The 24,702-nt window shown below is 47.0% G+C and carries 16 protein-coding genes; 4 read left to right on the top strand and 12 right to left on the bottom strand.

Going from position 1 to position 24,702, the window contains the following annotated elements; translation table 11 throughout:
* The first annotated feature begins 129 nt into the window (after positions 1-129).
* Positions 130-798, top strand: coding sequence for an HAD family hydrolase (locus JT717_RS20485; protein WP_205512904.1), 669 nt, complete (start codon positions 130-132; stop codon positions 796-798).
* Positions 799-842: 44 nt separating this feature from the next.
* On the opposite strand, the gene JT717_RS20490 is transcribed toward JT717_RS20485, so the two are convergent.
* The 7 genes from JT717_RS20490 to JT717_RS20520 all read right to left on the bottom strand — a co-directional run bounded on the left by JT717_RS20490 (position 843) and on the right by JT717_RS20520 (position 12,259).
* A complete protein-coding gene (locus JT717_RS20490) occupies positions 843-2,045 on the bottom strand; it encodes an AGE family epimerase/isomerase (RefSeq protein WP_205512905.1) in 1,203 nt (400 codons plus the stop codon).
* A 36-nt stretch (positions 2,046-2,081) separates the two neighbouring features.
* Positions 2,082-3,269: a glycoside hydrolase family 130 protein gene (locus JT717_RS20495; RefSeq protein WP_305068083.1), complete on the bottom strand. Its 1,188-nt coding sequence runs from the start codon at positions 3,267-3,269 to the stop codon at positions 2,082-2,084.
* Positions 3,270-3,293: 24 nt separating this feature from the next.
* Positions 3,294-5,126, bottom strand: a complete 1,833-nt coding sequence (locus JT717_RS20500; protein WP_205512906.1) for a sodium:solute symporter family protein — start codon at positions 5,124-5,126, stop codon at positions 3,294-3,296.
* 128 nt (positions 5,127-5,254) lie between these two features.
* Complete coding sequence (locus tag JT717_RS20505; protein ID WP_240348301.1) at positions 5,255-6,418, bottom strand: glycoside hydrolase family 26 protein; 1,164 nt, start codon at positions 6,416-6,418, stop codon at positions 5,255-5,257.
* 7 nt (positions 6,419-6,425) lie between these two features.
* The gene (locus JT717_RS20510) at positions 6,426-7,502 is read right to left on the bottom strand and encodes an IPT/TIG domain-containing protein (RefSeq protein ID WP_205512907.1); all 1,077 of its coding nucleotides are present in this window, start codon (positions 7,500-7,502) and stop codon (positions 6,426-6,428) included.
* A gap of 23 nt (positions 7,503-7,525) precedes the next feature.
* On the bottom strand, positions 7,526-9,091 hold the full coding sequence (locus JT717_RS20515) for a RagB/SusD family nutrient uptake outer membrane protein (RefSeq protein ID WP_205512908.1): 1,566 nt from the start codon (positions 9,089-9,091) through the stop codon (positions 7,526-7,528).
* Positions 9,092-9,118: 27 nt separating this feature from the next.
* The gene (locus tag JT717_RS20520) at positions 9,119-12,259 is read right to left on the bottom strand and encodes a SusC/RagA family TonB-linked outer membrane protein (protein ID WP_205512909.1); all 3,141 of its coding nucleotides are present in this window, start codon (positions 12,257-12,259) and stop codon (positions 9,119-9,121) included.
* 232 nt (positions 12,260-12,491) lie between these two features.
* On the opposite strand from JT717_RS20520, the gene JT717_RS20525 reads away from it, so the two are divergent.
* The 3 genes from JT717_RS20525 to JT717_RS20535 all read left to right on the top strand — a co-directional run bounded on the left by JT717_RS20525 (position 12,492) and on the right by JT717_RS20535 (position 14,663).
* Positions 12,492-13,370, top strand: coding sequence for a helix-turn-helix domain-containing protein (locus tag JT717_RS20525; RefSeq protein WP_205512910.1), 879 nt, complete (start codon positions 12,492-12,494; stop codon positions 13,368-13,370).
* A gap of 252 nt (positions 13,371-13,622) precedes the next feature.
* Positions 13,623-14,327: an NUDIX hydrolase gene (locus JT717_RS20530; RefSeq protein ID WP_205512911.1), complete on the top strand. Its 705-nt coding sequence runs from the start codon at positions 13,623-13,625 to the stop codon at positions 14,325-14,327.
* Between the two features lie 186 nt (positions 14,328-14,513).
* The gene (locus JT717_RS20535; protein WP_205512912.1) at positions 14,514-14,663 is read left to right on the top strand and encodes a hypothetical protein; all 150 of its coding nucleotides are present in this window, start codon (positions 14,514-14,516) and stop codon (positions 14,661-14,663) included.
* A 329-nt stretch (positions 14,664-14,992) separates the two neighbouring features.
* On the opposite strand, the gene JT717_RS20540 is transcribed toward JT717_RS20535, so the two are convergent.
* The 5 genes from JT717_RS20540 to JT717_RS20560 all read right to left on the bottom strand — a co-directional run bounded on the left by JT717_RS20540 (position 14,993) and on the right by JT717_RS20560 (position 23,656).
* On the bottom strand, positions 14,993-16,207 hold the full coding sequence (locus JT717_RS20540) for a glycoside hydrolase family 88 protein (RefSeq protein WP_205512913.1): 1,215 nt from the start codon (positions 16,205-16,207) through the stop codon (positions 14,993-14,995).
* A gap of 180 nt (positions 16,208-16,387) precedes the next feature.
* Positions 16,388-18,004: a RagB/SusD family nutrient uptake outer membrane protein gene (locus JT717_RS20545; protein WP_205512914.1), complete on the bottom strand. Its 1,617-nt coding sequence runs from the start codon at positions 18,002-18,004 to the stop codon at positions 16,388-16,390.
* A 23-nt stretch (positions 18,005-18,027) separates the two neighbouring features.
* Positions 18,028-21,294, bottom strand: coding sequence for a TonB-dependent receptor (locus JT717_RS20550; protein WP_240348303.1), 3,267 nt, complete (start codon positions 21,292-21,294; stop codon positions 18,028-18,030).
* A 284-nt stretch (positions 21,295-21,578) separates the two neighbouring features.
* Complete coding sequence (locus JT717_RS20555) at positions 21,579-22,706, bottom strand: FecR family protein (protein ID WP_205512916.1); 1,128 nt, start codon at positions 22,704-22,706, stop codon at positions 21,579-21,581.
* 365 nt (positions 22,707-23,071) lie between these two features.
* Positions 23,072-23,656 (bottom strand): RNA polymerase sigma-70 factor, encoded by a 585-nt coding sequence (locus JT717_RS20560; RefSeq protein WP_205512917.1) that lies wholly within the window; start codon positions 23,654-23,656, stop codon positions 23,072-23,074.
* Positions 23,657-24,702: the final 1,046 nt, after the last annotated feature.

Below are 24,702 nucleotides of genomic sequence, written 5' to 3' on the forward strand. Positions count from 1 at the left end.
ACCGGTTTCTACACAAACAAGCGTTCGCCACTTTTTAATATAACATTGTGTTTGGTTGTTTTACACCGTAAAACGAGGCTGATGTCTTACTTTTGCGGTGTTTTTTTATTAAATGCACGGGGAATTCTTATGGAAAAGGCTTTTTTATTCGATTTGAACGGCACCATGATCGATGATATGGAGTTTCATTTGAAAGCTTGGTATCACATTCTGAACGATGATCTGGGGGCTAATTTAAGCTGGGAGGAAACCAAGAGCCATATGTATGGCAAGAACAGCGAACTCCTGATCCGCATATTTGGTAAAGACCGCTTTACTGCGGAGGAAATAGACCGGCTTTCAGTAGAAAAAGAAAAACGCTATCAGCAGGAGTACCGGCCGCACCTCCAGTTGTTACCAGGTTTACACCAGTTCCTGGAAAAAGCACATGCATTGAAAATTCCGATGGCCATTGGCTCTGCGGCCATTCCTTTTAATATCAATTTTGTGCTGGACGGACTGAACATCAGGCATTACTTTAAAGCCATAGTAAGCGCCGACGATGTACAGATCAGCAAACCGCACCCGGAAACCTATCTCAAGGCGGCGAGACTATTAGGCGTTGATCCGGCGAATTGCCTGGTATTTGAAGATGCTCCTAAAGGTGTGGAAGCAGCGCAAAATGCCGGCATGTCGTCTGTAGTGCTGACCACCATGCATGAACAGCACGAATTCACTCAATACACAGGGATCATACAATTTATAAAAGATTATACCCACCTGACACCGGCCGGCCTGGTGCAGGCAATGGCGGTGTAATGCCTGGCTGTGCTGCACCTTGAAACTGTCTGGGTGTGGCACACTTAATTCTCCTCGCCCTGTCGCCCTATCCTTCGCAATAATTCCATGCAGGCCCGGGCGTTGTGGTAAGGACATTTCCACAATCCCACTTTATCCTGCTGCTGCATGATGGAGTGATCTTCATTGATACCCCAGAACCATTCACCGTTCCGGTGATCGATAATGTATTGTTTAATGAACGCCCAGGTGTTGTACACATATTGCAGGTATTCATGCTGTTCACTCAACTGCCAGGCATTATAAAAACCGACCAGGGCTTCCGCCTGCGGCCACCAATGTTTTTCTTTGATCAGGCGATTTTCTGCAGCTTCAAATTCACACCACAGACCGCCATCGGTATCGAGCCCGATGACCACGGCATCTGCCATTTTGAGAGCATTCGCTTTCATTTTACCGACCCATAGTTCATCGCCGGTCACTTCAGCCGCCTCCAATAATAACCAGCTCGCCTCAATGTCATGTCCGTACGATACCGTATGCGATCGTAGATTCCAATGCTCATCAAAAAACAAATGCAGATGCCCGGTATGCGGATCAATGATATGTTCTTCGAAAATGGCCAACAGGCCAATGATATCCTGCTTCAATTGTGCATCGGGCCATATACGGTATAAAGCCGTATACGCCTCGAGGATATGCAGGTGCGTATTCATTGTCTTCTTTTCATTGGCATCTTTAGCACTCAGCCGAAGATCCTCCAGAAGTTGCCAATCGCGCGAAAAAGCTTCATAATAACCGCCCATCACCGGGTCATAACTTTTTTCCTGGATCAACCGGTAAAGGTCAATTGCCAGTTGTTTGGCGGGCTCTTTATGCATGGCGGTATAATACTCGGCACAGGCATACAACACAAAAGCAAGCGCATATACCTGCTTTTTAGTATCAAGAGGTTCGCCGGTACTCGTCACCGTCCAGTAAACCCCGCCATGTTCTTTGTCAATAAAATGATCCTGGATGTAAGCAAAAGCCCGGTTAGCCATCTTTGCATATCGCCAGTCGTTGGTCTTGTTGGCAGCAGCGGAGAAGGTCCACAATATGCGGGCATTTAACACACATCCTTTGGGCGCATCGGCATAACAGGTATTGTCATTATCGATCCGGCCATAAAAACCGCCCTGCTTTTCATCAACTGCATGGCTTAACCAGTATTCCAGGATGGCAAGGAGCTCCTGTTTGATCTCGCTTTTACAATCGGTCAGCTTCATGAAACGATAATACCGATTTTTTTAATGCGGCAGCTATTAAATATATTGCTGTTGTGCAATCTTGTTATTATCAATCATCTTATACAGGGTTCGCACCGAAGCCGCGGAGGTATATCCGTCTGCCGGCGTGTGCATCACATAATCAACCAGGCGGTCGATGCTCGATTCAGCTACATGCATGCGGGTATCTGAAGAAGCATAATAGATCAATACACGGCCATCCTCATCCACCACCCAGCCATTGCCAAACACTACATTCGATACATCCCCTACCCTTTCTTCGCCTTCAGGGGCAATAAAATAACCACCGGGTTTGTAAATGATCTTCGTCAGATCGTTCAGATCGGTCATAAACATATATAAAACATAACGCAGACCAGCAGCTGTATTTCGAACGCCATGCGCCAAATGCAACCAGCCAAACGCTGTTTTTATGGGTTGTGGCCCCAACCCGTTTTTCAATTCAGAAATCGTATGATAGACCCTCCTGTCTAGCACCACTTCTTTATGAATGACCGCCTGTTCTATGGAACTGCTCAACCCGAAACCAATACCGCCACCGGTACCGGCGTCGATAAACCCATCCTGTGGCCGGGTATAAAAAGCATACTGCCCGTCGACAAATTCCGGATGCAGCACCACATTCCGTTGCTGCGGCGATGGGGTTTTCAGATCGGCCAGCCGCTCCCATTTTTTCAGGTCTTTCGTACGGGCAATGCCACATTGGGCAATAGCCGAAGACTGATCCGAGGGCAGCGCCTGGGGATCGCGGCGTTCGGCACAGAACAAACCGTAGATCCAGCCGTCTTCATGCTGCACCACCCGCATATCGTACATATTGGTATCCTCGATCTCCGTCTCCGGCATCAGCACCGGGTAATCCCAAAACCGGAAATTATCGATGCCATTCTCACTCTCGGCCACCGCAAAAAAAGATTTCCGGTCCGACCCCTCTACCCGCGCTAATAAATAATATTTTCCATTCAATTTTATGGCGCCGGCATTGAGCACCGAATTAACAGCGATCCGTTCCATTAAATACGGATTGGTTTTCTCATTGAGATCGTATCGCCAGAAGAGGGGCGCATGCCGGTTCGTTAATACCGGGTGTTTATACCGGCAATAAATACCATTCTCCTCTTCTGCTTTTTCATTGGGACGGGTGATCAATTTTTCGTGCGCTTTTTTCAGCATCTCCAATCGCGTCAAAAAATTCTTATCCATTACATTTCAATTTTAAAGTCTGATTTAGTTTTCAAGTTTATCCCACCAGGTCTTTTTGAGCACCAGTACAATCACCGTCAGCATACCAACGGTGATCAGTAATGGCAGCTTCAGCCATAACACGATGTACATCGGCAGGATAGTTAAACAACACTGGCCGGTAATTCCCAAAGCCACATTGAACATATCTCGCTTAAAATTTTTATTCGGCAGAAAGGCAGGGTCTTCCGCCATCACTTTCACCCGGATGGGCTTCCAGCATCCCCAGGGCTTTACGGTTTTGTAAAACTGCTTTAATACAGGCTCTGCCGTGGGCGGCGTGAGCCAGGTGCCTGTAAAACAACCGGCGAGTGAGATCAGGAAGAGCAGGGGCCAGCTGTACAGGGGCAGGGTATTCTTAAATATATATGGGAATACCAGCGCGGCTGCAATGCCGCTGGCCATACCCCAGAAAAACCCACTGGCGTTGAAACGCCACCAGTACCACTTCAACATATTGGCGGCAATATAGCCGCCATATAATGCGCCTACGATCCATTGCAACACACTGTTCACATCTTTGGCAAAAAAGCCAAGCGTAACACCAATGGCCACTACCACGATACCAACCAGGTAATTGGCCCTGATCACCTGTTTGGTACTTGCATGCGGATCGATGTACTTCAGGTAAATATCATTTACAATATAGGCCTGTGCGGCATTCAGCGTGCCGGAAAAAGTGCCCATAAAGGCGCCGAGCAATCCGGTCAACACCAGGCCCAGAATGCCAACCGGTAAAAAACCGTTGATGGCGGCCGGTAAGATCTTCTCAAAATCAGTCCCCTTGGCCGTACGCAGATCGAGCTGGTTATAATATAACAAAGCCAATACGGTCAACCCGATGATCATCGAATACCTTACCGGTAATAAGATGATGGAAACGAAGCCCGACATTTTGCTGGCATCCTTCGGCGAACGGGTCGACAATACCTTTTGCATATCGTAATTGGGCGCTGGTCCGGCCAGGCTCGCAAATAAACCTTTGAACAACATCATCATAAAGAAGAAACCGAACAACCCAAAACCATCTTCTGCGATCTTCTTATTCGCATCCGGCACCAGCCCGCTCCAATCGAGGTTCAAGTGCCAGTTGAAAAAGGGATTGGTCCAGCCATTGGGCACAGCCAGCTGGGTACCGGGCCCGTGCAAACGCAGCATGGCAATAACCGCAATCGAAATGCAGGCGACTATCATGATCGCATACTTGATCACATCCCCCAGTACAATACTATGCATGCCACCCAGGATGGAATAGAACATCGCAAACAGCGTAAATACAATACCATACAGATGCGGCACATATTCCGGCGCTATGGTGAAGGGCACATAGGGCTGAACCATATGCCAGGGAACAAAGATCTCCATGAACTTACCCAGCCCTACAAAGCCATAGGCCAGGAACCCAAAACAGCTTAAAAGGGCAAAGGCTACCACTACATTGTGCGAACTCTTTACGCCCCGCCCGCTTGAGCCGAAACGGGTAACGAGCCATTCAGCGCCCGTACTGGCATTTGAGCGCCGCACCCATTTGGAAATGAACATCATCATGAACACCTGGTTGAACACGGGCCATAACCAGGGGATCCAGATCGATTTCATGCCATATACGAAACAAAGGGCTACCATCCACATAGTGCCGCTGATATCGAACATATCACTGGCATCGCTCAACCCTAACATGTACCAGGGCAGCGACTTGCCACCCAGCAAATAACTTTCTTTATTCTTGCGGGCCCGCTTGCGCATTACCCAACCTATTACTACCATGGCCGCCAGGTACAGAACAACGATACTTATATCTAAAACTGTTAATCTCATTATACTTTGCTTCTCTTTCTTATTTGTGAGTCACCGGTTACCAGTTACCGGTTACCGGTTTCCCTGCTCTTAGAAATCCTTTATCAATTTTTATCAACTTTATCTCCTTCATCAGCCATTTCAATGAGCTAATAACCATACAACTTCTCCTTAGCCACATCGCGCTCAAACAAGGTATTCTCCAATTGATAGAACTTAATGAAATCCTGCTCAGCAGCATGTCCCTTGTACGGCGTATAATAATGCATCCGCTTCATTCCTTCATTATAACCATGGTTCCGCCAGACCATTACATAAGAGATCTTATGCCGGCCGATTGCCTTGGCTAATATCTCTGTAAACCAGGTGGTATAAGGCAGCTGCTCATAGCCGGTTTCAGCCAGGGCTGTTAGTTTATTCTTCTCAGCAGCGATCTCACTGATCATGCCCAACTGGGAATTGATGTTGTTAACAAACCAGTCGCTTTTGGCGGGATCGTCATATTGATAGGCGTCAAAGCTGAGCAGATCCACCACATCATCGCCGGGATAACGCTCCAGGAATTCCTCTTTTGTTTTAAAATCGCCGGAGGTATTGTATACATACAACAGGTTATGCACTTTCTTTTCTTCCCGCAGATAATACTGGGTGAACCGCCACAACACCTTAAACTCTTCCGGGGTACAGGCATTGCGGCACCACCAGAACCAGTTTCCCGTTAGCTCATGAAATGGGCGGAAGAACACCGGGATGGCTTCGCCCCGGCTACCTTTTAACGACAGGAAGAATCTGGCCAGTTCATCGAGCCAGGATCTGTACAATTTATGATTGACAGCGCCCGGCAAGATCGACGCTACGGTGCCATGGGTTGTGTCCCAGGCGCCTTTAGGCGCGCCTAAGGGACTCCGCGCATGCCAGCTGATGGTGATCACTCCACCCCGCGCATAACCTTCCTGGATGAATTGCCGCATCTTTTTAAAAGGAACACCATCGAGATTCTTTTCTTCCCTGGCTTCCAGTCCGCCTAACTCCCACCCATACACCGCCGGGTAATCGCCGGCCAGCTCTTTTACATCGCTTCTACCATGCTCATACCGCCAGTGCACGCCATAAACGAGGTCATCCTGGTGACCAAACATGTAGCCCTTAGCTGCGAGCTTTTTCAAATTATTGTGCAGGGCAATGGTTTGCCTGGTGGCTTTGGCATCGGCCGGCAATTCAGGTGTGGCCGTCTGGGCCATTGCGAAAGCGGTAACCGGCAGGCCTGTAAGCACCAGGATCCATTTTTTAATATTGCTAATTATGTTCACCATCAGGCTTCTATTTCACAAATAAGATATCATCAAAATAGAATGTTTCATCCTGCGCATCTGGTCCCTTTATGCGGAACCCAAGTTCTTTGAACGGTGAACCGGTAGCCCATAATTTCAGGGTTGATAAGGGGATCTTGAAATAGTTCCATACATTGGCCTTCACATCTATGCGGTTGTCCTCGATATAGTTGCCGTAACCGCCTTCTATTTTATCCGTCATGATGTAGAGGGAATAATCTCTCGAGGCGCCCTTCACCCAAACCGTAAGGTATTTGTAATCGGCATTTTGGGATATGCCATTCCAGTTGGCCAAACCGATCAGGTGCCAATTGCCCTTCTGGTATTTTTTGCCGATGGATTTGGTACCACTTTTAAATTCGGCCGTGGAAATAAAGGCAGCATCGCCCCAGGAATTATTCTCAATATCAGTACCCCAATCGTCTGTAAAAAATTTAAAAGCCAGATCAAGGTTTACAAACTCCTGGGTGGTCGTTCTTGCTCCGGTTACATTGGTGATATCAAGGCTGGCCCGCGGCGCCGTAGTGGCCGGCATCCTGATCACCAGCTGCTTTTTTGATTTTGAAAGAACAGTAGCTTCGGTGGTGGTGCCGGTCAGCACTACTTTACTTACACTTTCCAGGTTGTTTCCCGTCAATGTAATTTCTGTTCCGGCTACATAATTATAATTTGACACACTCGTTACACTGGGAAATGCGAGGCCGTTAAAAGGCACCGAAAGGGTTCTACCGGCGCCATTCGTAAATATAATATTCTGCTGGCCGCCCGATACGGTATCGGGCACCCGGAACACGATGGCATTGGCTGTATTCAGCGTAGTATAAAAGGGGGCAGGTACACTATCCTTGTCAAAAACGATCTTCCTGATATCGCCGAGTCCACTACCCGTAAGGGTTAGCACCGTGCCGCCCGCTCCTGAACCAGGGGTTAGGCTCTCAGCCACCGGCTCACCCGATGGATCGCCGGGATTACCGTCGTGGTCCTTTTCACAGGAATGCAGCGTGAATAAGAGACAGGCTGTTATAAGACCGATCGCAAAAGATTTATAATTGAGGAACTTTTTCATAGTATCAATCTTGTTTAGAATAATTAATAATAACTAACCGGATCTTTTGCCAGTTCGGGGTCCTGTAAGATCTCACCGGCAGGTACGGGCAGATACATATACCGCTCTGAAAAGGTAACCCGTGCCGGTGCATCTACCGTACCCCTGTTCTGCGCTTCTATCAACTGCTTGGCTTTTGCGAAACCCTGTCTTTGCAGGTCGAACCAGTAATCGCCCTCAAATGCAAATTCAACCCGGCGCTCTTTCAGCACATCATCTTTTGTGATCGTGGTTTTGGTCGATAAACCAGCCCTTCTGCGTACTTTATTGTAGGCCTCTACTGCCGAAGCTTCGGTAGTGGAACTGCCTGCGCCTATCACTGCTTCTGCATATATCAGTAATACATCGGCATAACGCAGGATCATGGTATTGATGCCGGAGTTCATGCCCAGCACCGTTTCACCGCCAAAGGTCTTTCCCGGGCCTACCACGTATTTCGCAATATTCGAACGGGTGGCATTTTTAATGCCGCCCTCCCCATCTTTTTGCAGGGTGTCGTACTTATAACCATTTGCCATAAACGAATTGTAGTTGGCATTCGCATTTTTGGGTTTCCATTCGGCCTTGCTCCAGCCATGTTCCATGACAGAACCTTTGCGGCGCAGATCACCGAACTCATAGGCGTTTAAAATGTCTAAAGTAGGAATATACAACTGCCACATACTGGCTTCCTCAGTTTGCAGGTTGGAAGGGCCGCGGTCAGGATTTTTCTGGTTACCCGATCCCCAGGGATTACTGGTCAACTGGTGCTGAATCGAGAACAGCGATTCCTTATTGTTATTAAAGCTGCTTGAATTGAACATGCCGGCATAATCATCCACCAGTTCATACTTGTTGGAAGCGATCACTTCCTGTGCTTTTATCCTGGCATTTTCATAATCTTTCAGGTAGAGGTACAATTTGGCCATCATGCCTTTAGCCGCATATTTCGTCAACCGGCCCGGTTGCGGATCGGTTTCTGGCAAACCTTCTTCTGCAAGCTTCAATTCTTCAAGGGCAAAACGCAATACATCTCTTTGAAAATACCGCGGAATATTGAAATTGCCCGACAAGGCCGTTTTACCGGGATCCGTAATGATTGGCGCATCGCCCCAGATACGGCCAATAAAAAAGTACACCGTACCCCTGAAGAAATGACATTCTGCAATAGCCGGGTCGATAAAAGTTTTATTACCTCCCCTCGATAGTTTCTGCTCCAGGGTTTTGATATACTCGCTCGTCCAGCCGCCGATCTTGTAAAACACTTTCCAGGCATCGGCTATCCGTACAGAGGTGGAAGCAAAAGAAAACATCAGAAATGGCGCATCATCGCCACCTCCGCTTTGTTCATTACCGGCCATCACATCACCGATCGCATCCATGGCGCGGTTCTCATATCCCGACCAGGGCAGCCCATATAATGTACTGGTGAGCCCGCGCACTTCATCTGCGGTATTGTAGTAATTGTCTAAGGTAGTAGCATCGAGGGCTGGCCGCTCGGTAAACTTTTTCGAACAGGATACCAGCATCAGCAGCACGGCCCCTAAAGCAGATATATAATTTCGTTTCATTGTATTTTATTTTAAGCCATCGAAATATTAAAACTCAAGATTTGCACCGATCGTAAAGGAACGCGGATTGGGATAATGCCCCATATCAACATTCATGAGTTTAATGTTATTGTTAAAGGCCCCGATCTCCGGATCGTAGCCGCTGTAATCAGTAAAGGTCTTCAGGTTCTGTATGCTCACGTATACCCGGGCGTTATTCACTTTCACTTTGTCAAGCAGATGCCGGGGCAAGCGGTAGCCCAGCGTAATGTTCTGAATGCGCACATAAGAGCCATCTTCTACATAGCGGTCAGAGATATAGATGTTGTTGGTATTCGTATTACTGAACCTGGGCAATTTGCCGCCTGTATTGGTTTCTGTATACCGGTCTTTGACGGTACGCAGCTGGTTGTAATTGGCATTGTCCATTTTTTCCAGCTGCCAGCGCAGGAAGTTGAAGATCTTAGCGCCATGGCTTCCCTGGATGAATACACTCAGATCAAAATCCTTGTACTGAAAAGTATTGGTGAATCCAAAGGTAAACTTAGGGAGGGGACTGCCGATAAAGGTGATATCATCTGCATCGATAACGGTATCACCATTCACATCTTTAAAGCGAACATCGCCGAGCCAGGTATGCGTTTGATCAACCGTATAATCAAACTGAGGCATACTATTGTCGAGCTCATCTTTCGTGCGGAAAAGCCCATCAGTAACCAGTCCAAAAAATGAACCGACCGCATAACCAGGCTTGGTAAAGGTGATGGTGTAATTGTCGTAATACACTTTACCGGAAAGGCCGGCTGTTGATGCAGCCATTTTATCGAGGCGGTTCTTGAAATGCGAAAAGATCACATTGGTCTTCCAGGAAAAATCGTTCGTTTTAATATTGTTCGTGGTCACACTGATATCGACACCGGTATTGCTCATCTGCCCTACATTGCCAATGGGCGCTTTCAGATCATCCCACTGATCACCCACGCCGATGAGGCGCGGACCGGTCAGGAACATCAACATATCCGTGGTTGTTTTTTTATACAGGTCAACGCTCAGGTCGATCCTGCCTTTCAGGAAAGACGCGTCGATCCCGGCATTCTTCGTTACTACCGCTTCCCAGCTCAGATCAGGGTTGGAAATACCGTTCAGGTAATTGGCATCGCCAAAACCAACAGGACCGGGCCAGAAGCCAACGACTGACGTATATGGCGGATTTGGCGATCCACTGGGCAGGTTCTGATTTCCTACAGAACCATACCCTACGCGCAGCTTCAGGTAGTTCATTACATGTTTAACAGGATCGATGAACTTCTCGTTGCTGACGGTCCAGCCCACGGATGCACCGGGGAAATAACCCCATTTGTTGTTGGGGCCAAAGTTCGAAGAAGCATCTGCGCGGAAACTTAGTGAAAGCGAGAACCGGTCATCATAGGTATAGGTACCCCGGGCAAACCAGGATTCCATGGCCCAGTTATTTTTGCCGCCTTCCAGTTCCCAGGTGGGTTTATCGCTGCTGCCCGCATTGAGATCGAGGATATTATTGGCCAGATTTATCTTCTTCCCGTTAATTGATTCATAATAGGAATACTGTGCTTCATGGCCTACCGTAGCTGAAATGCTGTGTTTGTTGATCCATTTGTTATAATTCAGGTAATTGCGCAGTGAGTAGTAGTAACTATTGGCCCTTCTGTCGAACAGCTGGCTTTGCAGTTTATTGGGACCGATAGCGCCGGCATTCTGGTATGCCAGGTTATTGTTCAGGTTGAGCGAGTAGGCAAACTCTGTTTTAAAAGAAAGGTCTTTGCGCAGCAGCAGGTCGGCATAGGTACTGCCAAACACCTGCCAGTTGGTGCCTTTATTACCGCGGTAATGACTCCTGGCAATGGGATTATCCTGGCCATATTGAAAACCGCCAACGGTGGTTCCACCGCCCCAGGTGCCATCGAGATTTTTTACCGGGATCAGCGGACTTTGAACAGCTCCCCACCAGATGGTCCCTTCCGCAGCATCGGCCAGCGTAACGTTCTGAATAGACCTGGTGGCATTGGTGCTGAAGCCGATCTTCAACCAGTTCTTCAGTTGATGATCGAGGCTGAAGCGGAGGGAATACCGTTTAAAATCAGAACCGATAAGGATCCCTTTCTGATCAAAATAGTTCAATGACAGATAGTAAGAAGTTTTGTCTTTTCCACCGGAAAAACTCAACTGGTGATTTTGCAGCTGGCCATGGCGGAACATGGCGTCCTGCCAGTCGGTGCCGGAACCTAACACAGAAGGATCCTTGAATTCTTCGGCAGGCAGTAAGCCGATCAGCGGTGCTACGGCATTCTGGTATTCGGCAAACTCGCGCAGGTTCATCAGGTCGAGTTTCTTTTGCACCTGCTGTTCCCCGTAATACATATCGTAGCTTATTTTTCCCTCGCCGCTTTTTCCTTTTTTGGTAGTGATAAGGATCACGCCATTCGCCGCCTGGGAACCATAAATGGCCTGGGCAGAAGCGTCTTTCAATACATCGATCGACTCAATATCGCCGGGATTGATAGAAGCCATTACGCTGTTACCCGTTTGGCCGTCGGAACCGCCTAACCCGGCATAGCCGGTAGTGGACCTTGTATTATTAAAAAAAGGAACGCCATCGATCACGATCAATGGGTCGTTACTGTTGATAGAGGTAACGCCACGCACTTTAACAGATACGCCGCCGCCTGGCTGGCCACTGTTATTGGTAACGGTTAAACCGGCCACTTTTCCCTGTAAAGCCTGGTCGATGCCGGCTACCGGCAGGTCTTTGAGGTCTTTGGCTTTTACAGAAGAAACGGCAGAGCTCACATCGTTGCGGCGGGCTGTACCGTACCCGATCACTACCACCTCATTGAGCTTGCTATCGGTAACGTTCAGGGTAACGATGACCGACTGCTTTCCTTCAATGGAAACGCTCATGGGTTTCATACCTACGTAGGACACTTCGAGCGCGGTAGTTCCGTCAGGAACTGCCAGCCTGAACTGACCGTTGGCGTCTGAAACAACGGATGTTTTTGCCCCTTTTACTTTGATCGTGGCTTTTTCAAGTGGAATCCCATTCTGGTCGGAGATGATGCCCGAGATCGTTTTGGTTTGGGCTAAGGCAGGAGCCGTTTGGGCCAGTACCCATAGCACACCTATGAGTACCCGGCAGAGTACTTTTTTTCTCATACAGCAATACAATTTGGTTCAAATTTATGGCTCAATTATGATAGAGATATAATACTATATTGACCTATTTTTATATTATTTCAAAGGTTAATCGTGCCAAAGACACGTAAAAATGCCCTAAATCGATAACCAGCCTATCTTTTATAGCTTACACGTATAAAATACAATTATGATATTAATTATACCGGTAATTATATAAATTTGATCAGAATAACGATACAATTGCCAGCATATGAAAAGCACTTTATTGCGGGAAATTACTCCCCTGACGCAAAGTGATTGTTTTACCCTCTTCTCCCGCATCAAATCGGAGTTTGATTTTCCCCTTCATTACCATGAAGAGTTCGAGCTCAATTTTATTCTCAACGCTAAAAACGCCAAACGTGTCATCGGCGATCATATTGAAGAGATCGATGAGCTGGAACTGGTACTGGTAGGCAGTAACCTGCAGCATGCCTGGTTCACCCATCATTGCAAGAGCAAAGAGATCCGCGAGATCACCATCCAGTTCCACAAAGACCTGTTCGATGAACGGTTTCTGCGCCGCAACCAGTTGAGCTTCATCCGCACGATGCTCGAGAAATCGCTTCGCGGCATTTTATTCTCGAAAGAAACCACCCAACAGCTGGCGCCCCGCATTATGGAGTTGAACCAAAAGCAGGGCTTCGATTCGGTGCTTGAATTAATGTCAATACTACACGACTTATCGATCTCGCGCAATATGCGGATTTTATCGGATGCTTCCTTCAACAATACCGAACAATACACGTATAATAGCAGGCGCATTGAAAAAACACTGGAATACATGAACCAGAACTTCGACAAACCCATCACCCTGAACGAAGTAGCCCGGCTGGCCAATATGTCTGATGCCGCCTTCAGCCGCTTTTTCAAACAACGCACCGGCAATACATTTATCGACAGTTTGACCGAGATCAGGCTGGGCCATGCATCGCGGATGCTGATAGATACTACCCAGTCGATCGCAGAAGTGGCCTATCATTGCGGCTTTAATAATATTTCCAACTTCAACCGGATCTTTAAAAAGAAAAAAAGTTGTACACCGAAAGACTTCCGGGAAAGCTTTTCCGGCACCAGGATCTTTATTTAAGGGCTGATTTCCTGATCCTCGTTAGTAAATCGCAGCTACCGGTGAACGGCAGACTGGTACATAGCGCAAAAACCGGCAAATAGCCCGCCGGCAAGCGACACAGCCCGGCCCCTTTTTAAAAAAAATAGCTATCTTCATCACACGGTTATACTATTGTTCGGTTTTTCTTATTACTTTAACCCAAAATTCTATCCGTTTCCACTATTATAATTGTTCAATTGTAGTAGTATAAATGGACCGATTTACTTTCATATGAAACATTATTCCAAGCAAAAACGCATGCTTGTAGCGGTAGACTGTATCATTTTTGGCTTCGATGGACATGAACTAAAACTGCTGCTCATTCAAAGAGGATTTGAACCCGAAAAAGGTAAATGGAGCCTTATGGGCGGGTTCGTTCAGCCCGATGAAGATTTTGAACAGGCGGGCTCCCGCATCCTCAAACAGCTCACCGGTCTTAAAAATGTATATATAGAACAGCTGTATGCCTTCGGCGAACCCAACCGTGATCCCGAAGAACGCACTGTTTCCATCGCTTATTTCGCTCTGATCGATATTCACAAATACGAAAAACAACTCAGCGACGATTTCCACGCCGAATGGTTCTCCCTGAAGAAGATACCCAAGCTCATTTTCGACCATAGCCGTATGGTGAAAATGGCCCAGGAAAAACTGCGTTATAAAGCCGCTTTCCACCCCATTTTATTTGAGCTGATGCCAGAGAAGTTCACCCTTCCGCAGTTGTATAACCTGTATACAGGGGTGTATGATACTGTGCTGGACAAACGTAATTTTACGCGCAAGATCCTTTCTACCAAACTGCTCATTAAACAAAAGGAAAAAGAAAAAGAGGGTTCAAAAAAAGGCGCCTTTTATTATAAACTGGATAAACGCCGTTATGACTCGCAATTCCATGCTTTCCTGAACTTTATTCCCAATCCCGATAATTTGAAATAGAAAAAGGCGGCCCCGGACGAGGACCGCCTGCTAAAACAGGACATAACTGGATCGGAGTTGCCAGATCAGAACTCCGTTGCCTTTCCATTGGTAAATGCTAATGCTGCATCTGCCGATAGCGCATAACCGCATACGCGGAACGATCAACCCCATGGATGAATGCTCAATGCAAATAAAAGGTCTATTATGGCTGCACTGACCGGTTCGCCGTACGGCTACTGGCGCAACCTGGTGCGGCATCCTATTGGCCGTATTGGAACTGATAACAGTGTGCTTGCTGGTAACATATGGCTGGTTTCACCGGCTGCTGCGTTATATGCATCCGTTAGACCATGACGCCGCAGGATAAGGCTTATAACAAAATAGATCAATGGGCAAATAGACAAAGGCAATTGGAAGAGACGATCGGAATAAAAAACCTGAATAACAGATCTCAGATCAAAAGAACCGGTCCCAAACTTTATCGGGAACAAATATCAATCAGAAGGGCTATAAGCGTACTGGCAGGTCTTTTATTGAAAGAACCATGCCAAATTGAAAGCGAACATTGCTTTGGTGGCGGTTGATTTGAGATATTTATTTTCTATATGCAAGGATCAGCTGCTGGTAAATAGTAAATGGATAGCAGCAAAAAGGAGTGGCACACTTTAAAAGTGTGCCACTAATTACTTACTTAATTCTTTATAACGCTTACACGCTTCAATAAAATAATAGTCACCATAGGTCAAAGGCACATCAACTTCCGTTCCGGCTGGCTTATGCCCTACTCCATGTTTCAGGATAAAGCCACCGTTGGTTCCGGCAGCCGCTTTATATTCAGGACCCGATAGGTGTTTAATGATGGTTTCAGCCACCTGCAGATACTCACGGGCAGCGGCACCCTTTGTATACTGGTTTAACTCAATAAAAGCAGCAGCCATGATGGCGGCCGCCGAAGCATCGCGTAAGGCATTCGGAATTTCGGGTGCATTGAAATCCCAGTACGGGATTTTATCAGCCGGTAAATTGGGGTGCGACAAAATAAACCGGGCGATCTTTTCAGCCTGTTGCAGGTAACGCGCATCTTTCGTATAGCGGTAACAAACGGTATATCCATATAAACCCCATGCCTGGCCGCGCGCCCAGGCCGATGCATCCGCAGCACCCTGTGCCGTTTTCTTCTGCTTGACCGCACCTGTGTTCACATCGTAATTCAATACGTGATAAGAGCTGTTATCCGCACGGAAATGATTTTGCAGGGTTGTGTTGGCATGGGTAACGGCTATTTTATAATAAGATGAATCCCCGGTTGCCTTCGTTGTTTCAAATAAGAGCTCTAGGTTCATCATATTATCAATGATCACCAGGAAATCCGACGGGTCTTTGGAATCCCAGGATTTTATGCAACCTGTTTTCTCATTAAACCGGCTGCAAAGCGATTTGGCGCTGTTGAGTAAGATCTCATTGTACGCCGCTTTTGGTTGTATGCGGTTCGCATTACCAAAACTGCAGAACATCATAAACCCAAGATCATGGGTGGTTTTATTGTATTGCTCTTTTTGCAAAACGCCCAGGATCCGTTCGGCTTCATTGTACAATACGGTATCTCCGGTTTGTTCGTACAGGTATAAGAGTGTGCCGGGATAAAAACCACTGCACCACCAACCCGAACCACTGGTCTCTGACTTACCGGTTTGCGGATAGAATGTTTTGGGAAAGCGGTCGGGCGGCAGGGTGGCTTTTAACGCTTTATATTGCTTTGCGCCATCTTCAAAATTCGCTGCGATCGTTTGCAACAGCGGTTTACTTTTTACCGTGTTTGCTTTTTTCTGTGCCTGGCAGGCGACACTGACCGTCATTACGCTGAATAATAGAACAGGAAGAATAAGAGGTGATCTCATGAATAGCTTTTATTTCGGCCCAAAATAATCAATTATATACCAAAAACAGGAACATTACCAGTAAGCTATTTTGGTAATACTGTATATGATCTTGGCATTTCAATGTGGAGGGTTAACCGGTTATTCTGTTGACCGGTTAACCCAACCATAAACGATAAACTATAAACCATATACTTCACGCTAATACCCGTCATTCTGCTCCAGCACCGCATCTTTATTCAGGTCTCTTTCTGCCTGCGGAATGGGCAGGAGCAGGTGTTTGCTGGCTATACCCAATACCGGATTGATATTTTGGGTATTGTATTTTTTGGTGCGTTCTACCAGGGTACCGGTGCGCATCAGGGTCATACGCCGGTTCTCTTCGGCCAGCAATTCCCGCACTCTTTCATCCAATATGAAATCCATATTCACCTGGGCAGCAGTTATGGGGCTGGCATTGGCCCTTGTCCTGATCTCATTCAGCGAGGCAGCTGCTTCATTCAGTTTGCCCTGTTTGAACTGCGCTTCGGCCAGCAGCAAATAGGTTTCTCCCAAACGCATCAAAATAAAGTCCTTTACCATCGCAAAGCCAAATACATCGTTCGGATCGAACTGGTACCATTTGGTGGTATGCGGTGCTATTTTGAAGACTGTATCGGCGCCAACATACGGTACCTGCTGGCCATAGTTGGGTTTGCCTGGCGTATTGTAATAAAAGCGGTGGCGGATATTATTCTCTGAATTCCGCATATCGCCCGGCCCGTATAAACCATATACCACCCAGTCGGTCAGCCGCAGACGGCCGATACCCCTGCCACCGAGGGAATCTGCGATCGTCATATCGGTGATCTGGTAATAAGCGGCCCCCCAGTTACGCCGCTGTTGCGGGGCGCCACTGTAACCACCTACTACCGTACTGGTGTTTTCAAGTTCCAGCACCCAGATGGCTTCTTTGTTTCCCTGCCCGTAGCGCTGATTGCCATACACAAACATATCAGAGAATGGATCGCCGGGCTGGCTGGTGCGAATGCCATACCTCGACCTCGTCAGGCTAAACTTATTACTGTTGATAATGGCCTGGCATTGGACTTCGGCCAGATCGTTCTTACCCATGCGTAAATAGACCTCTGCCAGTAGCTGTTGCGCCATGGCCTTGTTGGCCCGGCCATACAGCTTACCTTTCGAATTCGATTTTACCATATCGATCGTCGGCAGCCAGGCAGCTGCAAAGCTGAGGTCTTCCACGATCAAAGCGTTTACTGAGTCCAGTGAGGCCCTGACAAAATCAGTTTTAGGTCTCGACAGTGGTTCTGTGATCACCGGCACTCTGCCAAAGAGGGTCGCCAGCGTATGATAGGCATAGGCCCTGAAAAAACGCGCTTCGCCATTGACCGCATTCTTACCGGCTTCTGACAAACTGGTGATGGCCGGGTTTTCGGCATTGGCAATGATATTATTGGCATTATTGATCATCTGGTAGGCCCAACTCCAGGTAAAGGAAGCTGCCGCATCCGTTGAGATCAGCTGCGAATAATCGTAATAAGGCACTTCTATACCCTGCTTCTGGGTGGGCGGCACAAACGCAATATCGGTTCCGGCCTGCCATACACTCGGCCAGCCCTGTAGATCGCTCTTTGAAAAGAACAATCCCATCTGGTAGTACAATCCGATAGCGGCCGCTTCGAACCCCAGGCTGTCGGTCAGCGTTTCAGGCGCATAGTTGGAATATAATTTTTCGTCGAGGAATTTTTTGTTGCATGAATACAATCCCTGCAGAACCAAATACACACACAATATGGTGATGATATGCTTTTTCATGTAATACGATTTAAGTTGATCAATTAACGAAGTCCTACATTAACACCGAAAATGAATGATCTTACCAGCGGGTAGTTATTCTCCCAGCCACCGCTTCCCCGGAAGGTGAAGTCATTTTCAGGATCCCAGCCCACCCAATCGGTGAATGTATACAGGTTACGACCACTTAGATAAAATGTAAGGCTGCCGAGGCCGGTCTTGTTCAATAAGCGTTGCGGCGTTGTATAACTCAAAGTAGCATCCTTGATGCGGGTATAGCTGTTATCGGAAGCATAGCCATAGCCGCGGCTATTGGTGTAGCGTAAGGAAGGCCGTGAATTGCTCTTGTTCTCTTCCGTCCAGTAACCGATCTCCGCCGGTGTATTCATGCGGCCAGCTTCATCGGCCCAGGTGAGGTTCACGTTATTTTTAATAGCGCCCTGGAAGGTTTGAATAAAAATATTCAGGTGCCAGTTCTTGTAATGAAAAGTATTGGTGAGGCCGCCGATCCATTTGGGCAATGTAGAGCCCAGCACGCGTCTATCATCGGCAGTGATCGTTTTACTGCCATCCTGATCAGCAAATTTCAGATCACCAGGTTTAACGCCGGGGTCCTGACTGGAAGCATCTTCCCCGGTTTGCCAAACACCTTCCAGCACATAATCATATACTACCGACAGGGGCTGACCAATAAACCAGCGGTTGCCGAGATCGTCTTTTTTATCACCATACAGGTCAATGATCTCATTGCGGTTGCGGGAGAAGTTCAGCATGGTCTCCCATTTAAATTCCCCGGCTTTAACATTCACTGTGTTCAGGGTCACTTCAAATCCGTTATTGGCCAATTTACCCAGGTTATCCCACACGGTTGTATAACCGGTAGCCGCAGGCAGGTTACGCCGCAGCAAAATATCATTGGTGCGGGTGCTATATACTTCTACCGTACCCGAAATACGGTTGTTCAACAAAGAGAAATCAATGCCGGTATTGAAACCCGTAGTTGTTTCCCAGGTCAGGTTCTTATTACCCATAGTGCTGGTGCTCACAGCGCCCACCGTGCTTACCCCATTAAAAGGATAACGAACAGAAGCGTTGGTAGAAGCTGTTCCATTCGGATCAATGGCCTGGTTGCCCGACTTGCCATAGGATACCCGCAGTTTGAGGTTGTTTACAAAGGTCACCGGGGCCATGAACTTTTCATTGCTGATGTTCCAACCCAGGGCAAATGAGGGGAATAAGCCGTACTTGTCGGTATTGGCGCCAAAAGCGGAATAGCCGTCGCGGCGGGCAGTAACGGTTACCAGGTAACGACTGTCGTAATTATAGTTCAGTCGCCCCATTTGTGAGATCAGCGTACTGCGGCTCTCATAGGAACCATACACGTTGGCGCCATTGAAGTAACCCAGGTAACCGGCACTGAGGGTAGCCGCTGCGCTCAGGTTCTTATAAGACAAATTATCGTTCACAAAGCCGGTGCCCATAGTACTGCTTCCAAAGAAGTCATTGCGCTGCGCACTGTACAAACCGGTAAAATCGATATGATGCTTTTGCCAGTCTTTGGTATAGGTGATAATATTTTCAAACAGCCAGTTCTTGTTATGTGCGTTCATTACAAGAGCTGTTCCCAACTGGTCGTTCGCCTTACGGCCTACATAATTGGCGCTGTCGCGGGGCAGATACGACCAGGCGGCATTCGCCCGGTATTTCAGGCCGGGAATGATGGCCGGTTTAACCTCAACATAAAAAGTTCCGTTCAGGTTATTGCCGCGGCTGATGCGGTCGGTATACAGTCCCAGCAGTGGATTCAGGTACAACAATTCCGGGTTCATGGGAAAGATCTCGTAATCGCCATTGGCCTTGCGCAATGTTCCATATGGGCTCATAATAGCACCGAGATAAAAATTAGCTCTTCCGCCATCGTAATTGTTATTGGCAAAGAACAGGGAGGTACCTACCGTTAAGAAGTCAGTAAGATTTACATCGAGGTTTGAACGAACGCTCAGGCGACGGTATTGATACCCTTTCACCACCCCTTTCTGCTTCAGGTATTCGCCCGACAGATAATATTTCACGTCTTTGGTTCCGCCCGATACACTGATATTGTGATCCTGGATGATGCCTTGTTGCGTTACCTCTTTGATCCAGTCAACGGTATTGCCGGCATTATAATTGGCAATTTCATAGGCATTGGGCAGTACAGCCGTTTGCGTTTGCGTAGGATTCACCTGCTTCCACCAATCGGCATATTTCTGTACATATCCTTCCGGACTATTCGGTTCCATCACATTGGCCAGGTTTTCCAAACCGGTATAGCCATTGTAGCGGATCACCGGCTTGCCGGAAGCGCCGCGCTTGGTAGTGATCAGAATTACGCCATTTGCGCCACGGGTACCATAAATAGCTACCGCCGATGCATCTTTCAATACTTCAATAGAAGCGATGTCATTTGAATTGATATCGTTGATATTTCCGCCTGTTGTGCTGAAGGGAATACCGTCCACCACAATAAAAGGCGTTCTGTTGGCATTGATAGAATTGATACCCCGCACGGTTACGGTAGCGCCACTGCCGGGCACGGAGGAATTTTGTGTGATGTTCAAACCAGCAACCGAACCCTGCATGGCCTGGTATACGTTGGTCACAGGCAGTTCACTCAAACGTGCTTTGGGTACAGATACCACCGAACCGGTAACATCTGATTTCTTTTGCGTACCATATCCTATAACCACTACCTGATTCAGGTCGGCCACATTTTCCTGCATCACTACATCGATGGAATGGCGGCCGTTGACGGCCACTTCCTGATCGAGGAAACCTACCGAACTGATCACCAGCACCGCATTTTCACCAGCTACATTGATCGAATAGTTCCCATGCTCTTTGGTGGAGGTTCCATTGCTGGTGCCTTTTTCCTGCACCGTTACATTGGGCAATGGCTTATTGTGGGTATCAGTAACCCGACCGCTAACTTCAAAAGCCAGCCGTGTACGGGCTTCGCCAGCATCCTTTTGTTCAGTAGAAATTACAATAAGGTCGTTGCCCACGATCTTAAAAGTGAGGGGTGTGTTATTCAGCAGTTGCTTTACTACATTACCCACCGGCTGGCTTTGTACATTGATATTGATCTTTTGCTCAGCCGGCAGAATTTCTTCATTATATACAAACCGGAAATACGTTTGCCGCTCGATTATTTTAAATGCAGTTCTCAATGAAGCGTTTGCCAGTTTCAGGGTCACTTTCTCCTGGGCAAACCCTACATGCGCTACAGACTGAAGCGAAAAAAAACAAATAAGCAGAACAGTCAATTTCATCAGCAGCAAGCATTTGATAATAGGGGCAGGGCATGAGAATGCCCTACATCCATTTTTTTTCATAACTTAGTTTTGAATCGTTAAAGGATGGGAATTTCTCTAAGCAAGAAGGTTTTCAGAATTTAACATCAACGGGGAATGCGCCAACATTCTCCGTTTTGTTTTTACGAAGTCAGGTTGCTTTGTTCATTGCAAATCGTTTTGGTTACACAATCGTTGATACAGCGTTTTAAGTTGATACGTTGAAAGGTCAACAAGCAATAAGGTCTTTACAACAGCGCTCCTTACCAGATACGCACCTCTGTGCCTTTGATCTCATAATGAAATCCGCGCGAAAGGCTCAGGGCTTCCATTACATCGGCCAGCGATTTGTTCTCAAAAACACCGGTAAAATGCAGGTCGCGCAGCGATTCGTTCTTCAATTCTATAGTTACATTATACCATCGCTCCAATTCAGGCAGCATGCGGTCGAATGCTTCATTTTCAAATGCCAGTTTATTTTTCACCCACATCGTCTCGAAGTGGCTGGTAGTATCCTGTTTATAAGGACGGATCCTGCTCAATGTCATCACCGGTTCATTGTCTGCGGATCTGGCGGCACTGTCGCCATTGGCGGTACTGATAACCGTAGCATCATCATTCTTAATGATGAGCTTTTCATCGGGCTTCAGTACGATCTTTTTATCCGGACTGTTCCGCATGGTAATTTCTACGGAACCTCGGATCAGCGCCGTTTCCGTTGTTTTTTCACCCGGATAAGAGCGAACATTAAATGCCGTGCCCAATACTTTTATATCGATCGAATTGGTATGAATGATGAACGGGATTCGCTGACCGGTTTCGGGGGATGTTGCATGTGCTACATCAAAATAGGCTTCACCGGTAAGGGTCACTTCCCGCGTATTGCCTAAAAACTGTTGACCATAGGTTAGTTTACTGTCGGCATTCAGCCAAACCTGGGTGCCATCGGGTAATTCTACTTTTGATTTGGAGCCGGGACGGGTGCTGATGGTGTTACTGGCAACGGCTTTCGCTTGTCTTTTCGTGGCCGGTGTGTACACCAGGAAAAAGATGAGCAGGCAGGCTGCAGCAGCGGTGGCGGCCCAAAGCCAGCGTAAGGGGTTGCGGCGCGGTTCTGATGCAATGGCTGCCGTTTCATTGGTCGTTTCGTTATCAAACTGCAGGGCAGGTACTGCCAGGTGATTGCTAAGCCGTTGCAGGTGTTTATCAAAATGACTGCCTGCAACAGCCGGCGACTCCCGCTTTCTGCTCCAGAGGTTACGCATGATCTCGGCACGCAAACCCAGTTCGGGATGCTGCTTCAACAGGGCGTTTAGTTCCTCCAGTTCTTCCGGGGTGGCTTCGCCTGAAAGCTGTACACTTAACAAATACCAGACTCTTTCTTCGTTCATAAAGGATGGCTGTACCTGCTAAGACAAGGGAATGGATAGGAATGTACCAAAGGAGTTGAAAAAAAGTTTGCTGGCTACCGGTTGCCGGTTACCAGTTGCCGGTTACCGGTTGCCGGGTACCGGTTGCCGGGTACCGGTCGCCAGTTACAGGTTCCAGGTTACAGGTTACAGGGCAGTTGCCGGTTGCCGGTTACCGGTTACCAGTTACAGATTACACGGTCACAGGTTCCATGTTACAAGTTACAGGGCAGTTACTGGTCACCAGTTACCGGGTTACAGGTTCAGGGTTCGACTTACCACTCACGATTCGCGGATTGACGATTCACGATTCACGATTGACGACTCGCGGATTGACGATTCACGATTCACGATTGACGATGCACGATGGAGGATTCGCGGATGGAGGCAGGTAATGATTCAGCTATTTTGCGGGTGGCGATCGCCACCTGGTTGCGTACGGTAAGCACCGAAATGTGCAGGATATCAGCTACTTCCTTGTAGCGCATGCCATCTTCCTTTACCATTTGAAAGATGAGGCGGCACTGGGGCGGTAACTGTTTTATGGTTTGCTGAATGGTATTGATGATGTCGGCGGAAATGCACAGTTCTTCAGGATTATCGAGGCTGATCACCGCTTCGATATCCATTTCATCCAGACTGGCAACAGGGTTCTTGAAATGGCGGGTAATATAATTAAGGCAGAAATTCTTGGCGATCTGGTACAGGTATACTTTCAGATTTTCTATTTCCGGGAGTTTGTTCCTGATCTGCCATATTTTAATAAAGACGTCAGAGACAATCTCTTCAGCGGCTTCAGCAGACTTTACAAAAGAGTAGCAAAATCGATGGAGGTTGTGAAAAAAAAGATCGTACAAAGCATGATAGGCCTGCATATCCTCATACAAAGCAATGCGCTCCTGGAGCGATCTGATATGATGCTGATCAATCAAAATGGCAAGTTCTGGTTTTATATCGCGAGCCTAATTTCAGCTAAAAAAATAACATGTGCAAACATTTGTGATCGCTTTTTATACCAGCCATTGATAAAAAGGTCAATAATACAGTTGAAAAAGGATTGGGTTTCAAACAAAAAGGCGCAGCTGCAAATTGTGAGCAGCCCTTATCTTATCACGCCTTATGCCGTCTGTAACCTTTTTAATCCGCAAGGTGCTTCTGCGGCGACACCGACTCCCATAATGAGGATTTCGATAACCGTTGCCGGCTGGTAGCCCGATTAAATTTACTTCAAAGTGCTGCAATTGCTTTCGATAACCTTAGGGACCAATACTTTTCTTTTTCTTATTATCCACCTACTCTTTTGCTTTGTGACTCATCACTTTTCAATTTGCATTTCATATTGTAACATTTTGATGGTTTTTTTGCCGTTTTTGATTCTCCAATTGGCGTTTTTAGCAGTTGATTTTAATAATTGAACCGCATTTTTGCTGAGTCGCGCAACTTATTGATAGAATTGAGCTTTGGTTTTCGCTACTTCGGATGCCATTTGCTCAATTGAGCAGCTATTCATGCAAATGCACGGTGTACTTTCTTACATAAATCACTTACTTTGTAAAAAGTTCCGCGTAATATGAAAATAGTTGCTGCTCAATAGAGAAAAGTCCAAGGCAATTCCAAAATAGTTGATCAACTTCGGTTCAAATGGGTACCTATTTTGCGAAAAGCCATTGATCATTTGACAAAAGCAATACTGAAACCTGAATTATGTGAGTGAATTCAGCAATTTGGTTGCAATAATCAACAAAAACATCACAACATTCATTAAAAGGAGCATGGAACCTGGTAAATGCTCGATTTCATTTTGCATAAAGGTTGGCAAAGTCGAGAACAGTTGTTGGTGAATTCGTAAAAGAGTCTGTTCAATAAACTGTGTCAAGGATATTATTTAATATCTTTAAACACAGTAAATTATGGAACAGCAAGAATCTAAGTCGGGATTTAATTTTAAAGAGTTTGAGCAACAGGCCATAGAACAACT

It is taken from the genome of Longitalea arenae (assembly GCF_016924755.1).
Lineage (GTDB): Bacteria > Bacteroidota > Bacteroidia > Chitinophagales > Chitinophagaceae > Niastella > Niastella arenae.